Source organism: Dictyobacter formicarum, assembly GCF_016587435.1.
In genome coordinates, this window is record NZ_BNJJ01000008.1 from 45,247 (window position 1) to 61,026 (window position 15,780).

Genomic DNA, 15,780 nt, shown 5'->3' on the forward strand with positions numbered 1-15,780 from the left:
TGTCTTTTCTTTTCTTCTTTGTACTGCTGGTCTACAGATCTATAACGCTCTTATATCTCTGGTTAGACTTCTTAGTATATATTTCCCCCAAAATGATGTAGTGACTCCCAATAGGCATATTCAAGCTAAACTTGTTACTATCAATCCCGTAATACGTATTGAATGATAGCAAAATATGTATAACAGCATATATTGCTTAATCCAAGGAGACACATACAAAATTTATCCTTAACTATATAATGCACAAAAACAGGAAGATTTATTTTCTGTAATCTATGACTCTCTGATTTTTGATTAGAGGATGTGATTTTTGTGTCATTTTTTGTCTGTATATGTCTCATATACATTGGATTAATATCAATATTACAAATTAATTGAAGAATCTTTCGCTTCTGCACTCCTGGTAAGAGAAAAACGGAGGTGTTTTTTACAGTCGCGCAAGATTTTTTGAAGAGGAAAAGGTATCTCCATATGCAGATTTTTTCTAGCAGCGCTCGCCAATTGTGGCTCCAATTTATACGAAAACAACAATTATTAAAACAAGTACAGGCACAAACTGAACAGCCTGAGCTTCCTGTAAGTGTTGAAGAGAATCTGACAAAGTCAACCCCTGTTCTTCCAGCTGTTGAACTGGTAGAAACTCTGCATCTCACTGGCCCTCTGATTTATGAAACGGATACCACCCACTCCCTGGTTTCTGTGGTTGATTCCTCCCCAACCACACTCATGCCAGTCTATCCGATTGAAATCATCAATACGCGGCGCATGCCGAGGGTTGAGGCCCTCTCACAAAGAAAATTTCACAAGCGACCGTCTATAGATAGTGGTGAGCAAGTCAACCACAAAGGTACCCACCTCCCTTATCTGAAGAGCGTGATGAGCCGACGACAGAAGGTCGTGTTTTTGATGTTATTAGCCCTTTGGATCGCCTCCCTCGTTTTTTTCTGGACCTGGTGGCTCCAGCCAGCACACGTGGTGACGCAAACGGGTATGCTTATCAACAGCCTGGTCTTACTCTGGTCAACCGTTCTGCCTGGATACTACTTCTTTTTTGTCGCCCGCATGCATGAGCCTGATCCCTCGCTGCCGTTGCCGGACGGACGTGTCGCCATGGTCGTCACCAAAGCGCCATCCGAGCCGTGGGCCATTGTCGAAAAGACGCTCCTGGCCATGAAGGCACAGAACTTTCCCCGTCCATTCGATGTCTGGCTCGCCGATGAAGATCCGTCCGAAGAAGTTCTGCAGTGGTGCATTAAGAATCGCATCTGGGTCTCCTGTCGCAAGAACATGCCGGATTATCAAAATGTGTCATGGCCGCGCAGACAGAAAAGCAAGGAAGGCAATCTGGCGTATTTTTATGATACCTGTGCTTATCGCCACTATGATTTCGTGGCCCAATTGGATGCCGATCATGTGCCAGAGCCAGACTACCTTACCCACATGATGGCGCCGTTCTATGATCCTGCGGTGGGCTACGTGGCTGCACCCAGTATTTGCGACGCCAACGCCGCCTCCTCCTGGGTCTCACGTGCCCGCCTGTATACGGAAGCCGGACTCCACGGGGCCATGCAAGCAGGGCATAGCTATGGCTTTGCTCCTCTGTGCATCGGCAGCCATTATGCCGTACGTACCAGTGCCTTACAAGAGATCGGTGGGCTGGGACCAGAGTTGGCTGAGGATCACTCGACCACGCTGCTCTTTAACGCCTATGGCTGGCGTGGGGCCTTTGCTTTCAAGGCTCTCGCTCATGGAGACGGCGCGGAATGTCTCGCCGATAGCGTCACGCAAGAATTTCAATGGAGCCGCAGTCTCACCAAGCTGCTGTTGACCCTCACACCGATCTATTGGAAACATTTACGCTTGCGGCTCAAGCTCCAATTCTTTTTCGCGCAGTTATGGTATCCATTATCTTCGGGCAACATGATTGCCATCAGTCTCCTGCCTCTGATCGCGCTGATCACACAAACCGCCTTCGCGAATGTAACGTACCCAGATTTTCTGCTGCACTACGCCGCGACAACCTTCACTTGTCTCTTGATCGTAGGGTGGATTCAGCGTCAGGGATGGTTACGACCGAGCAATGCAAAAATCTTGAGCTGGGAAACCGTTGTTTTCCCCATGGTGACCTGGCCCTGGATGTTCATGGGGGTCGTCATGGCAACGATTAGCGCCATTTTCAAGAAAGAGCTCCCATTTCGTGTCACGCCAAAGGGGCAGGCAAGCATCAAACCCATGCCCAACCGTGTCCTGTTACCATACACGCTCATCACGATGTTCACCTTCGCCTACTCACTCCTGTTTGTGGGTGGAGGAGCGGCCATCTATCACTGGTTTGCCACAGCCAACATCGTATTCTATACGTTTATACTCTGGGTCTGCATCCTGGGTCATCTGTATGACAATCGCGCGTATGGTCTGTGGAAGGTGCTGCTCTGTATCAAAGGATCTTTATGGCAAGTCGCTTGCGCTACCCTATTAGCAATACTTGATTTACATCTCCATTCTGTGTACCTCTTTAAGCTATTCTTTATTTCTGGTAGATAAAGCGGGTCAACCCTTACGAGACAATGAACAGCATATAGACAAAGGCAAAAAACGCTATGAAAGTACTTCGCTTCTCTCGTCTCTGGTATTTCAGTTTGCTGGCACTCCTCCTGAGCGCCTGTTCTCCAACAACATCCTGGATGCCATCCAGTTCTCATCCGACCAGTACTGTTCCGGCGGTAACAGAGAAAGGAACAGTGATTAGCGTAAAGGGGACCCAATGGGGCGTCAGCACGTGCTACATCGGCGCGACCGAGGGTAGCAGTGACTTTAATAGTGCCGACTTCATAGATCTTGGCATCAATTCTTATCATGTCTATGGGGGCATGTCGCGCTGGGAGTATCAGGATGACAGTTCGATCTATGGTTGGCCAACTATAGATCAGATCAAGGCCAATCCCGATGTGATCAATTGGTCCTGGTGGGACAATGCCATGACGAATCCGCCCAATGGCAGCGATTACTGGTGGTCATATCAAAACTCTGGTTGGCACGGAAATGCTCGTACATTCTTCAGCACTCTGAAGGCTGATCATATTCGCACGCTGTTAACGCTGCGCAACGTCGATAATAACCACAACCCATCCTGGATCGCCAACCCACCAACCACACAGGCTGATTGGAATGAGTGGTGGGAACATGTCTTTGCCACTGTCTACTGGCTTAATGTGCGCAATGATTATAATGTCAACGACTTTGAAGTACTGAATGAGCCCAACGCAGCCGAACAGGGATGGAAGGGCAACGAGGCCCAATATATCACCTTATTCCACTATACGGCTGATGCCATCAAATATGTCTATCACACGTATTTGCTGGGACGCTCGTATCATATCTATGGAGCAGCAGGCTCAACCGGCAATGCCTGGACTAAAGATCTTCTCCAACAGATCCCTGACGACATCGATACGGTGGATATTCACGACTATGATCCAAATATTCTCCCGGCCGTGCAAAGGGCACACTTGTGGCTCAATGAGACACACCACACAAACTCTTCAGTCTGGCTGAGCGAGTGGGGCAGCTACGCACAAAACAATAAGTACGATACCGCACCGGTGGGTGTCTCAATTATCAACAATCTCATAAGAGGTTCTGAACCTGGCAATAACTATGTCTATGGCAGTAATATTTTCTCACTCTACGATTACGATGCTATTCCGTTTGGGTTGATTAGCAGTGCTGGAACGCGCCGTCTTGATTATTATGCGCTCCGTATGGCGATTCGTGCGTTGCAAGGATGTTGTCCAACTTATCAAAGCACCGTCAATACACCTGGTTCCTCCATCCAGGCTATCACAACCAGGAGCACCGATGGGCATCTCTCTTTGCTGATTACCAACTCGAATAGCAAGGCCAATCAGCAGCTTACGGCGGACCTGTCAGCGCTCCTGCACCAGGGCAGTGGCACAATTCGGCAATTTGATGCACAACACCAGGACCAGGTTGTGGGGTACACACTCGTCCAAAATGGGCGCATGAAGCTGACTGTGCCTGCGCAAGGCGCTCTCCTCGTGGACATCATACCTTCCTACTAAATCTTTTTCCTGAAGAACCTTACTCATTCCGAATTTTGAGGAAGAGCCGGGCAGGTATGGCTTGCGCGGTAAATATATTATAGGTGATGAAAAATATTGTAAGGAAAGAGGCATGTTTATTTCCGGACAATTCCTTCTCGCCAGGCAAAGATTGCAGCCTGTGTGCGGTCGGCTAAATGTAGCTTGCTTAAAATGTTATTGACATGGCTTTTGACGGTTCCTTCACTGATCACCAGGTGTTCCGCGATCATGGCATTGTTGAGCCCGTTGGCAATTAAGCGCAGCACCTCCATCTCGCGTTCACTGAGTTCGTGAAATGGATTGATTTCCGCCCGGCGTTTTCCCTGCAATTCCTGGACCACGCGCGATGCGATACGTGGATGAAGTATCGCCTCCCCTCGGGCGGCTCTATGGATTGCGTTGACGATCTCTTCTCCTGGAGATTCTTTAAGTAAATAGGAAAGCGCGCCGGCGCGGATGGCAGGGAAAATGTATTCATCCTGCACATAAGAGGTCAGGACTACAATGTGTATCTGGGGGCTTATCTGTTTAACGCGTTGCGTCGTCTCAACCCCGTCTAAGCCCGGCATCGCGAGATCAAGGAGGAGCACATCCGGCATCAAATTTTTGACCAATTGAATGGCCTCTTCACCTGAACTGGCCTCACCAACTACGCGTATATCAGATTGTGTGGCTAGAAAAGCCTGTATACCCTGCCGGACTACCACATGATCATCGACAATACCTACCCGAATTATCTCGGTCATTGTTCCTCCTTCTGAACTGCTACTGGAATGTGTACTTTGATTGACGTTCCACACGCTGTACTTTCAATGGCGAACAGACCATAAATAGCCTCAATGCGCTCACGCATACTTTGTAGTCCTATACTATGCTTCTTCGCATGGACAGTAGAAGAGTTAAAACCATGTCCATCATCTGTTATGTTGAGTGTAATTGCGCCAGGAGTGGCTAACAGTTCGAGGGATACATTATGAGCCTCACTATGTCGGGCGATATTTGAGAGAGCTTCCTGGGTGACGCGAAAGATAGCCTGTTCAATTGCGGAAGTGAGGGGAGGAATCTGCTCTGTATGCACTGATAGCATAATAGCTGTACGCTGTGACCAGGCATGACAGAACTCTTCCAGCGCCACGATCAGGTTTTTATCAGTTAGCGCAACCGGACGAAGAGCTTCGATGAGTGTAGCCAATTCTTGCTGCGCAAGCACCGCTAACTTTTCCGCCTCAATAAGATGGTGATACGAGGAGGTCGCATCTTTCTGAAAAAGGACGCGTCCCGCTGACAATTGCATCTGTACGGCAAACAAATGTTGCTTTACTGCATCGTGCAAATCCCGTTTCAAGCGCGTGCGTTCCTCAATGATAGCGAGTTTCCCCCGCGTTAGTAGCAACATTTGTAGCTGCTCTGCCATGTTATTGAGATCTTTACTTAATTGTCCCAATTCGTCATGAGCATCGTCATGAATCGCACTCTGGAATTCTCCCTGACTCCATTTCTGGGTTGCCTGAGCAATACGATGCAAGCGGCGCGTAAGATTATGAGAGATAAGCATGCCAGCACCTGTGCCTAACGCGCTGGCTAAGAAAATAAAGTAAAATCCTGCAGGTTGCCAGTAGCTCCACAGTGTAGCGATCAGTTGTTCTGGTGACATGGTATATGTGTTTTGCGGAGCCAGAGAACCATTTACAGCCACAAGAAGACTGACCCTTGTTTGTTTATTACTGCCTTGTACAGGTATGCTAACAAGGGACTCACCTGTTGGAAGGTGATGAATAACCGGGGTGGAAGAACGATTGGGGTTGTTTATCTGACGTAAAGTTTGTTGTGTTGCTCGATAGGTCTGAAGCTTGCTCAGCTTTTGTTGTGTTTGTTGTGTGCATCTTCTGCTACCCAGAGAAATTAATTGTGAGCGCGTACAGGAGATTGATGTCAACAGTCGGCCGTTATGATCAAAGAGAGCCACAAATGTAAGTCGGGGTTCATCCCGGTATATATCATCAAAGAGCGGTAGCGCAAGCGCGTAACGCAGGGATTCTTCATCCGAGTTTACCGATATGTTGTCTATAGAGGTAGATATGCGCGCAGCCCCCTGTTTCTCTAATGCTTGCAGAGGCGATACATTGTCCTGTTGAAAATTCCTCAATAATGGCATCAACGTGATCGCGCACTCAATGGCCAGCGCCGCCACGAGCGTTGCTATCAGATATGTTAGTGTGAGGCGCCAGAAGAGACTGCCAAAGCGCCAATGTATCGCGCGCATGTACATCAAGCTCCTTGCATAATTGTAGCTAAACTGATATGTTGTACTATCATTTTATTATATGGCTCCTTCACTCATGCTACGAGCGAAAGCCGGAGCCATTTATTGCCAGGTATTAGACATGCTATTGATCATTATTCGTAACGCAAAAGTTCTGCAATGCGTAAGCGAGCTGCATGTTGCGCTGGCGTGATACTGGCAAAGGTCGCGATAGCTAGCAGCGCCAACAGCATCAACAGAAAGGCGAAAGGATCGCAGACAAAGTCAATGGGCATAACAAACTGACTAAAGACGCGCAAGAAAGCGTAAGCCAATGGTAATCCTACCATAGCACCAGTTATCCAGGCGATGAGGCTAAGCGAGAGGCCTTGCATCCAGAAGACCTGAGCCACCTGCCAGGAACTAGCACCCATTGCGCGTAACATGCCGATTTCGCGGCGACGCTCCAGAACCGAGGCGGTTAATTCATTAGCCAGTCCGATAATAGCAGTACTACCAACAATAACTGCGACGCCGTAGAGCAAAATGTACGAGACAAACCAGCTGCGCTGGTGACGAGTAATTTCATCCTGTACGAGATAGACATTTACAATACCACCGCCACGTTCTACCGAGCCGCTGGTGGCCATGGTAACGGCGATATTTCCTATCTGCTGCGTGATTTTTTGTGTAGCCACTGCCGAAGGATCGTTTGCTTGTATCAAGACACGTGACGCGGCATCTTTGGCAGCATTTGCAGGGATACCTTGAAACTGATAGAGTGTATTCACTGGAACGATTGCGGCTCCCATTTGTCCTAAACCATTAACGTTCTCATCAATGATACCAATGATGCGCCAGGTTGCAGGCTGGTTATTTGCATTACTTACTACGATATCGTTGCCGACTGCCAGACCCGTCAGCGCCGAAAAATGGCTACTAATGAGAACGACATTGCTATCATCTGGCCGTAACCAGCGCCCTCTAACCACGTGGTAGTGATAGATTTTCGTCTGTGGCTCGATCCCCCATAGAGCCAGGTGTCCCCATGGGGTATTTGCACCTCCCTGTCCATAACGTTCAATGGTATTAATATTCTGAACTTTACTTAGATCTTTGGTAATTTGGCCAAGCGTCATTTGTGGCCCAAGATCGACTTCAACCTCAGCATGAAAGTTTGTAAAGACCGAGCTTACAGTGTGATCAACAGAAGTGGTCAGAGTCTGAACCACTAAGAAACTTGTGCCAGCAATACTGAGCATGAAGATAGTGAACACGACCCGCCAGCGCCTCCGGAAGAAGCCGCGCAGCCCGAGCCACATTGTTTGTGAGATCCAACTGAGCCGCCAGGCAAAACGGGCCAGCACTACACTTCCTCTGCCTGTACTGACGCCATAAGCGGAAAGAGCCTCGCGAATAGTGATGCGAGTTCCATTCCACAGCGGGAGCAGGGCTGCGAGCAATGGTACTCCAAAGCCGACAAGTAAACCGAGAAGTATCAGATTGACCGGCAGCATAAATGGTCCTAAAGCCAGTGGAATAGACGGCGCTAGCATAGAGGCCAGCGTATATCCACCCGCGATACCAAGGATCAAACCCGCAATAGTTGCAAGCGAGCTACAAATAGCCACAAAGCTCAGATAGCTGTGCATGATCTGCCACTGCGTACCCCCCAGCGTTTTCATCGCACCAATGATCGCGGTCTGCTCAGTAATCAAGGTCGTGACTGTATTGAAAATGAGGATAGCACTGATAAATACAGCCAGAATAATCAGAATTGTAAGCAGGGTAAAGATGCCATTAATTTGCTGCAGCGGTACAATAGCTGGCCCTGGAAAAGCAGTAGCGAGAACGCGCACATGTTTGCTAAGTAGTACATCCTGCAGAACTTTAGCGGTCGTGTTAACCTGACTGATATGGTCGACTTTATAGTGAAACATATATTGGCGTGAAGGACGATCTGGCTCATTGCTATTTGTAAGCACATCTAATTGACGCACGCCTGCATCACTCATATAGGCCTGCGCTTTTCCAGAGGTAGCGGGATTGACACCCGCGGTGCGCGCCAGTCCCACCACGCGTAGCCGGGCTTGTCCATGGATAGTATCGATGCTGATTGTATCGCCAATATTGACGGTCGCCAGAGCGATATCGCCATATTCCATCACAATTTCGCCTGCCTGTGGATAACGGCCGCTCACAAGCTCAAATGGAGTTAGAGAGGGGGACTGCCGTGTATTTAAATTGGGATAACTCACAATTTTGATGGGTGTATAACCAGGTGCTTTATTGATGCGCCATAGGGTTGAGATACGCGTCTCGAATTGTACCGCTTTTACGTTGGGCACAGCCTTTAGAATAGGCGTGAGGCTTGTATCTGGCTTATCGACAAGCATCGTAATATCTGGCTGCGTTGCCTGGCTCTCAATGGTATAAGAGTAGGCAGACAAGAGCACATCTTTCGTAAGATTAATGCTGGTCAAGCCAAAGACGCCGACGAGAATGCCGATAATCACCAGCAGTGTGCGACCTTTTCTCATTTTCAGATCAGCCAGAATTTTGTTCATGCTTGCACTCATGAATGCACCTCTCGTCGGGAAGTAATAATAGCATTAGCACCATGTTCGTTGACAATCTGTCCATCTAGTAGATCAATACGCGCAGAAGCCAGCGAGGCAAGTTGAGGATCGTGCGTAACGTAGATGACCGTTTTTCCCTGGTGAGTAAGGTTTGCCAGAGTCGTGAAGACAGAGTTTGCAGTTGCAGAGTCAAGATTGCCGGTGGGTTCATCTGCAATCAATGCTGGCGGATCATTGGCTAAAGCGCGTGCGATGGCTACACGCTGTTGCTGGCCGCCAGATAGTTCAGCAGGTAAGCGATGAGCGAAAGAGCTTAAAGCCACCATATCCAGACACGTCAGGGCGCGCTCACGCCAGTCCTTGCGCCGAAGGCCACCACCCCCACCCAATTCTAGAGCCAGCAAGACATTTTCAAAGGCAGTAAGAGTAGGGATCAATTGAAAAAACTGGAAGATAATGCCCACGTTGCGTCCACGCCAGCGAGCCAGCACATTTTCGCCTTGCGCTTTCAATTCCTGATCAGCAAAAATGACTCGCCCTTCTGTTGGCCGATCAATGCCAGTAAGCATATTTAATAGCGTAGACTTACCACTCCCAGATGGCCCATTAATAGCAAAGAGACTCTGAGTGGGCACAGTAAAAGTGATGTCATTAAGCAACATTGTTTTTTGCATACGCGTTGTGATGATGCGCGTGAGGTGCTCAACCTGTATTAATGGAGAAGCCGGTACCTGATAATGATCATATGTATGTGCATGAAACATGTAAATCAAATCCTCTCTTAATATATCTAAGCCTGAATAATGGATGGCATAGCATGCGTTTGGCTGGACCGCTATTTTGTATTGCTCAAGTGAGTATAGTTCAATGCAGCAGTAAACTGATCCATCGCAAGTTAGACTCTGCCTCTATCTATGGTTAGATTCTGTTGATAAGGGTGCACATCAAAACCTGGAGGAGGGAAAAATGCTAGAGTTTTTTGGCAAGCGAGGCAACCAGACATGAGTTGCCTCGCTTGTTGCGAAATCAGTGGAAGTAATTGAATTATTTTAGGCCTGATGGACCTCAATGCCTAATTCACGCAGGTGCTGGATCGTCAACGGTGGGGTTTGCTCGTCAGTTACAATAGTGTGTACAGATGTAATGGGGGCGACCACGCCGGTGGCGACCTTATCGAATTTGTTGTGGTCGGCGACCAGAATGACCTGGCGCGCGCATTGAATGATGACGCGATCGGTATTGGTTTCCAGGGGATCGACATTGGTCAGGCCATCTTGAAGGCTGACCGCACGCATGGAGATGATGGCTTTATCGGCGCGCAATTCTTTGAGGGTCTGTTCGACGATATGACCGATCATAGAGAGTTCGGAATGGCGGATGACTCCTCCGGTTATGATTAAGGTAATGTTTTCATTGCCAGCGAGTTGGTGGGCGACGTTGAGCGCATTCGTGATCACCGTCAGGTTCTTTTTATCGTGAAGATGGCGTGCCACCTCAAGGGTTGTGGTGCCCGATCCAAGAAAGATGGTCTCGCCATCCTGGACCAATGAGGCGGCCATCTGCCCGATGCGGCGTTTTTCCTCGATGTTTTCCGTCACACGCTGCAAGATCGGTGGCTCCGTAGTCGTAGAGGTGGCCACGCTCACTCCGCCATGCTCGCGGCGCACCCGGCCGATCGACTCCAGTTTTTTAAGGTCGCGGCGAATCGTAGGCTCGCTTACCCCCAACTGTTCGCTTAATTCTGTCACCCGAATATGCTGACGCTGCTTGAGAATATGCTCAATTTGTTGGAGTCGTTCAGTTGTTAGTGGCATCTCTGTACCCATTTCAATACGCTTCTTTCCACCTGTTATAGTTCTGCTCTCGGAGACTCCACCACTGATTTGAAAACAATTATTATCATGTCTCTATGTGAAGAGCATACAAAGAAATGTTATGTGTCGCCACTTCAATAGCGATCATTGTGTTGATCGTATTTGATTGTGATTATAGGGTAAAGGCCGCGTTATGTCAAGGATGTAATCATGATTTGATCGAATTTGCGCAAAAAGACTTGACAACCAGGAATTTAAATGGTATTTTCGAAAATAAGTGATCAAATGATCGTCCGTATTTGATCGAATTTGATCGATATCTATTTTTGGTTATTGCAATGGAGCAATACTATCCAATTGAGCTACAGGCATACCCAACGGAAAAATTTTTGATGCTGGTATTTGATAGGCCTGCGCTCCATGGTTAAACAGAGACTGTTTGCACTTCACCTTGCGATGACCCCTGATTGATGTGGACCGACTTAACGACAACGATTTAAGCGGCTCCGTTACGACCGAACCTGTGGAAGGTTTGAAGGAGAGAGTATATCATGAAGAAGCTCTTTTCTCTGTGCTGCATTTTTATGCTGTTTGCCGTCGTCCTGACCGCCTGTGATGGAGGTGGCAGTTCGTCATCCTCAACTGCTGACCAGAACGTTACCCTCAAGTATAGTATCTGGGATAAGAACCAGGTACCGGCTCTGCAAACCATCGTCAACAACTTCGAGAAGACCCATCCGAAGATTAAAGTGAGCATTCAAGTTACCCCATTCGCTCAATACTGGACGAAGCTAGAAACAGCCGCCACTGGTGAAAGCCTCGCCGACGTTTTCTGGATGAATGGTCCTAATTTCCAGAAGTATGCCTCGAATAACATCATTGCCCCGATTGATAATCAGATTAATACCGACAAGGTGAACCTGAACAACTACCCACCCGCTCTGGTCAATCTGTATACTTACCAGGACAAGCACTATGCGCTGCCAAAGGACTTTGACACGATTGGTCTGTGGTACAACAAGACCCTTTTTGACGCGGCTGGCGTCAAATATCCCGATAACACGTGGACCTGGCAAACATTGCAGGACGCGGCAAAGAAACTCACGAATCCTACCAAGGGAGTCTGGGGTATTGCTGCCCCCGTGAGCGACCAGGAGGGTTTCTACAATACCATTCCACAGAACGGTGGTTTTGTAATCTCTCCCGACAAGAAAACATCAGGCTTTGACGACCCTGCCACCATGGGTGGTTTAAAGTTCTGGACCGATTTCATTCAGTCGAAGTCATCACCGACGCAGGCACAGATGACCGATACTACTCCCCTCACCATGTTTGAATCGGGCAAAATCGCGATGATGTATGGTGGCTCCTGGGATGCGATCGAGTTTCATTCAAATAGCTACACCAAAGATAAAGTTGCCGTGAGTGTACTACCACAGGGCAAGAAACGCGCAACAGTTATTCACGGACTTGGTAATGTAATCTCTGCAAATACGCAATATCCTCAGCAGGCCTGGGAGTTTGTGAACTATCTGGGCTCTAAAGATGCGGCAGACGTTCAGGCTAAAACAGGAACGGTTATTCCTGCCTATAACGGTACACAGACACAGTGGGTGAACGCATATCCTGAATTCCATCTGCAGTCGTTCATCGATGAATTACCTTACGCGGTGCCCTATCCTATCTCCAAAAATACATCGGCGTGGGTGGATACGCAGAACAAGGTACTGACCCAGGTGTGGGCGGGACAACTCAGTCTGGATACTGGTGCAAAAAAGCTGGCATCGCAAATGAACCAGGAACTCGCCAAAGAGTAGTAAGTTGATAGTGTATAGCTCTGCTCACTGGTACCGTTGCCAGTGAGCGAGCTTATCAATTTATGGAGGTAGCATTTGGAGATGACAAAAATTGGACTGGCAGAGGAGAGGCCAGCGGCCATTGTACCAGAGAAAAGGAAGAGGTTCTCACACAGGATGCAGTGGCGAGATGTGCTCTGGGCCTATGCGATGATCGCCCCGATGATGATCGGTTTGCTGATCTTTTATATCTGGCCAGTTTTTCAGACCATCTTTTTTAGCTTTACTCGATGGGGTGCCTTCGGTAAATATACCGTGACGGGCCTGTCCAATTACCAGGGTATGCTGAGTGATCCAGAGCTAGGTGGTGCATTGCGCAATACACTGATCTATACAGTGTTATCAGTGACCGGAGGCATCATTGTCTCGCTATTTTTTGCAACCCTGCTAAACCAGAAAATCCGTGGCGTCGGCGTCTACCGAACACTCTACTTCCTGCCCGTTGTGACAATTCCGGCCGCGATCGCTATCATCTGGCAATGGCTCTACAACGGCGACTATGGTCTGGTCAACTATCTATTGAGTTTTGCTCATATTCATGGCCTGAGCTGGCTGACAAATCCAGCCACCGCTCTGTACGCCATCATTATTGTAGCCATCTGGGGCGCGGTCGGTAACAATATGGTGCTCTTTCTCGCAGGACTGCAAGGTATTTCCAGTACCTATATAGAAGCCGCAGCTATAGATGGTGCTGGCCCCATCAAAAAGTTCTTCCATATTACCCTGCCACTGCTGTCTCCAACCATTTTCTTTGTGACCGTTACGTCATTGATCAATGCATTTCAGGTCTTTGACTTGATCTTTCTGATGCTGGGACCCAATAGCCCCGCTCTACAGTCTGGTGAGACGGTTGTGTACCTCTATTACCAGCATGCTTTTATCGACAATGACAAGGGGTATGCATCAGCGATCGCGGTATTCTTGTTCGTCATCATTCTGGTGGTGACCCTGATACAGTTCAGATTGCAGAAACGCTGGGTGCATTACGGTTAGTTTCTTCTCCGGAAGGGAGCTCATACGAGGAGTAGTGCAATGATTGGACGTATAAAGCTAGAAAAGAGTGGCAGGAGAGGAAAACCTTTCTGGATTATTCACGTCATTCTGATTGCTGGTGTTTTATTTTTTGTGGTGCCATTTCTCTGGATGGCGTTGACCTCATTAAAGACGCTGGCAGAAGCAACGCACGTGCCATTGATCTTTTTTCCTGCGCAAGCACAATGGAGCAATTATTCTGATGTACTCTCCACGCTGCCCTTTGTGACATTTTACAAAAACACATTTCTGATGGCGCTTGGGCGTACGCTGGGTCAGTTACTCTTCTGTTCCCTGGCGGCCTATGCGTTTGCACGCATTAAGTTCCCCGGTCGCACAGTACTATTTGTATTCATGCTCTCAGTCCTGATGGTGCCCAGCTATGTCTTTCTGGTCCCACAATATCTGATCATGAAAGATTTACACTGGCTGAACTCATTGCAGGCACTGATCGTACCTGGTCTGTTCAGCTCTTTTGGCACATTCTTGTTGCGCCAATTTTTTATGAGCCTGCCCACAGAGCTTGATGAATCCGCCCGTTTAGATGGAGCTAATCATTTGCAGATTTACTGGCATATTATCCTTCCACTAGCGAAGTCGGCTCTCATCGCGCTGGCGATCCTGACCGTTTTATGGTCCTGGAACGACCTGATCTGGCCACTGGTCGTAAATGATTCAACGGATAAGATGACGTTGACCGTTGGTCTGGCCTCGCTGCAAGGAGAACATGGCACGAACTTCCCGGTGATGATGGCCGGAGCGGTGCTGGCATCCTGGCCTATGCTGGTCATGTTTATTATCTTCCAAAAGAGCTTTATTGAGGGAATCGCTATTACTGGTACAAAAGGATAAAATTATAGCATTGGGATATTGCTATTTATAGGAAAGGAAATCTTAATGAAACCGGTCACCTTGCTGATTATTGGCGCTGGTAGTAGAGGAAAGACGTACGCTGGCTATGCCAAAAAACATCCTGACCAGGCGCAGGTTGTGGGTGTGGCGGACCCACGCGATTATTTCCGCACGCACCTGGCCGCCGAGCATCATATCGCGGAGGAAAATGTGGTCGCCGACTGGCAGCAACTGGCTGAACGGCCTAAATTTGCTGACGCGGTCGTGATTGCTACACCGGATGTGCTGCATAAAGATCCTGCCGTTGCCTTCGCCAATAAGGGCTATGACATCCTGCTGGAGAAGCCGCTGGCACCGGACGCAGAGAGTTGTCGCCGCATCGTCGAGGCGGTACAGGTAAACAAGAATATCTTTGCCGTCGGTCACGTGATGCGCTACACAGCCTACACGCAACGTCTGAAAGCCCTGCTATCGTCGGATTTGATTGGCGATATCGTAAGCGTGCAGCACCTGGAACCGGTTGGCTACTGGCACCATGCGCATTCATTTGTGCGTGGTAACTGGGGCAATGAGGCCAGGTCTTCATTCATGCTGCTAGCGAAATCCTGCCACGACATCGATTGGCTGCGCTATATCATCGGCCAGCGCTGTGTGCATGTTTCCTCGTTTGGCTCATTGCTGCACTTTAGGAAAGAGCAGAAGCCAGCCGCCGCAGGCGACGCGAAACGCTGCCTCGACTGCGCCTACGAGAATCAGTGTTCCTATTCCGCGAAGCGCTTTTATCTCAAGCGGTTGCACAAAGGAAGTACGGGCTGGCCATTGGATGTGATCACAACCGATTTTTCTGAAGAGGGTGTGCTAGAAGTGCTACGCAACGGTCCTTATGGGCGCTGCGTCTACGAGTGCGATAACGATGTGGTCGATCACCAGGTGGTCAATTTAGAGTATGAGAATGGCGCGACCGCATCATTTACCATGATTGCCACCAGTGAGACCCGCGATCGTGAGACGATCATCTTCGGCACGCGGGGTGAAATACGCGGTAATGGGCACAAGATCGTGCACTATGATTTCTTGACAGAAGAGACCCGTGAATACGACATCGAACGTGTAGAGGAGGCGAGCGGGCATGGTGGTGGAGACTACATGCTGATGCAGAGCTTTGTGGCGGCCGTTGCCCAGCGTGATCCCAGCAAGATCCTTTCTGGATCAGAAGAATCGTTAGAGACGCACCTGACCGTTTTCGCCGCCGAACAGGCGCGCCGCGCAAAGCGTGGCATCGAGGTCTAGTCGTATCGAGGA

11 protein-coding genes are annotated in these 15,780 nt (G+C 48.8%); 6 read left to right on the forward strand and 5 right to left on the reverse strand.

All coding sequences use genetic code 11. The features are described from left to right. Window positions 1-471 precede the first annotated feature (471 nt). Complete coding sequence (locus tag JMI88_RS15030; RefSeq protein ID WP_201362686.1) at window positions 472-2,544, forward strand: glycosyltransferase; 2,073 nt, start codon at window positions 472-474, stop codon at window positions 2,542-2,544. Between the two features lie 56 nt (window positions 2,545-2,600). Then, window positions 2,601-4,082 carry a hypothetical protein gene (locus tag JMI88_RS15035; protein ID WP_201362687.1) on the forward strand — a complete coding sequence of 494 codons (1,482 nt, stop codon included), beginning with the start codon at window positions 2,601-2,603 and terminating at the stop codon, window positions 4,080-4,082. A gap of 116 nt (window positions 4,083-4,198) precedes the next feature. Here JMI88_RS15035 and JMI88_RS15040 read toward each other — a convergent pair whose 3' ends face one another. The 5 genes from JMI88_RS15040 to JMI88_RS15060 form a co-directional block, all read right to left on the reverse strand. Beyond that, window positions 4,199-4,849: a response regulator gene (locus tag JMI88_RS15040; RefSeq protein ID WP_201362688.1), complete on the reverse strand. Its 651-nt coding sequence runs from the start codon at window positions 4,847-4,849 to the stop codon at window positions 4,199-4,201. Further along, on the reverse strand, window positions 4,846-6,366 hold the full coding sequence (locus JMI88_RS15045; RefSeq protein WP_201362690.1) for a HAMP domain-containing sensor histidine kinase: 1,521 nt from the start codon (window positions 6,364-6,366) through the stop codon (window positions 4,846-4,848). The genes JMI88_RS15040 and JMI88_RS15045 overlap by 4 nt, the downstream gene beginning before the upstream one ends. A 134-nt stretch (window positions 6,367-6,500) precedes the next feature. Then, complete coding sequence (locus JMI88_RS15050; protein WP_201362691.1) at window positions 6,501-8,924, reverse strand: FtsX-like permease family protein; 2,424 nt, start codon at window positions 8,922-8,924, stop codon at window positions 6,501-6,503. Next, window positions 8,921-9,688, reverse strand: coding sequence for an ABC transporter ATP-binding protein (locus JMI88_RS15055; RefSeq protein ID WP_201362693.1), 768 nt, complete (start codon window positions 9,686-9,688; stop codon window positions 8,921-8,923). Before JMI88_RS15055 ends, JMI88_RS15050 begins: the two co-directional genes overlap by 4 nt. Window positions 9,689-9,973: 285 nt before the next feature. Further along, complete coding sequence (locus JMI88_RS15060; protein ID WP_201362695.1) at window positions 9,974-10,750, reverse strand: DeoR/GlpR family DNA-binding transcription regulator; 777 nt, start codon at window positions 10,748-10,750, stop codon at window positions 9,974-9,976. Between the two features lie 539 nt (window positions 10,751-11,289). On the opposite strand from JMI88_RS15060, the gene JMI88_RS15065 reads away from it, so the two are divergent. From JMI88_RS15065 to JMI88_RS15080, 4 genes are all read left to right on the forward strand, one after another. After that, the gene (locus JMI88_RS15065; RefSeq protein WP_201362697.1) at window positions 11,290-12,555 is read left to right on the forward strand and encodes an ABC transporter substrate-binding protein; all 1,266 of its coding nucleotides are present in this window, start codon (window positions 11,290-11,292) and stop codon (window positions 12,553-12,555) included. 156 nt (window positions 12,556-12,711) lie between these two features. Next, on the forward strand, window positions 12,712-13,587 hold the full coding sequence (locus JMI88_RS15070; RefSeq protein WP_373323863.1) for a carbohydrate ABC transporter permease: 876 nt from the start codon (window positions 12,712-12,714) through the stop codon (window positions 13,585-13,587). A gap of 39 nt (window positions 13,588-13,626) precedes the next feature. Beyond that, window positions 13,627-14,478: a carbohydrate ABC transporter permease gene (locus JMI88_RS15075; RefSeq protein ID WP_201362701.1), complete on the forward strand. Its 852-nt coding sequence runs from the start codon at window positions 13,627-13,629 to the stop codon at window positions 14,476-14,478. Between the two features lie 45 nt (window positions 14,479-14,523). Next, a complete protein-coding gene (locus JMI88_RS15080; RefSeq protein WP_201362703.1) occupies window positions 14,524-15,768 on the forward strand; it encodes a Gfo/Idh/MocA family protein in 1,245 nt (414 codons plus the stop codon). The last annotated feature ends 12 nt before the right edge of the window (window positions 15,769-15,780 follow it).

Coding starts and splice junctions, on each gene's coding strand:
- JMI88_RS15065 (WP_201362697.1), top strand. CDS start 11,290: ATGAAGAAGCTCTTTTCTCTGTGCTGCATTTTTATGCTGTTTGCCGTC.
- JMI88_RS15030 (WP_201362686.1), top strand. CDS start 472: ATGCAGATTTTTTCTAGCAGCGCTCGCCAATTGTGGCTCCAATTTATA.
- JMI88_RS15035 (WP_201362687.1), top strand. CDS start 2,601: ATGAAAGTACTTCGCTTCTCTCGTCTCTGGTATTTCAGTTTGCTGGCA.
- JMI88_RS15060 (WP_201362695.1), bottom strand. CDS start 10,750: ATGGGTACAGAGATGCCACTAACAACTGAACGACTCCAACAAATTGAG.
- JMI88_RS15055 (WP_201362693.1), bottom strand. CDS start 9,688: ATGTTTCATGCACATACATATGATCATTATCAGGTACCGGCTTCTCCA.
- JMI88_RS15080 (WP_201362703.1), top strand. CDS start 14,524: ATGAAACCGGTCACCTTGCTGATTATTGGCGCTGGTAGTAGAGGAAAG.
- JMI88_RS15070 (WP_373323863.1), top strand. CDS start 12,712: ATGCAGTGGCGAGATGTGCTCTGGGCCTATGCGATGATCGCCCCGATG.
- JMI88_RS15075 (WP_201362701.1), top strand. CDS start 13,627: ATGATTGGACGTATAAAGCTAGAAAAGAGTGGCAGGAGAGGAAAACCT.
- JMI88_RS15050 (WP_201362691.1), bottom strand. CDS start 8,924: ATGAGTGCAAGCATGAACAAAATTCTGGCTGATCTGAAAATGAGAAAA.
- JMI88_RS15045 (WP_201362690.1), bottom strand. CDS start 6,366: ATGCGCGCGATACATTGGCGCTTTGGCAGTCTCTTCTGGCGCCTCACA.
- JMI88_RS15040 (WP_201362688.1), bottom strand. CDS start 4,849: ATGACCGAGATAATTCGGGTAGGTATTGTCGATGATCATGTGGTAGTC.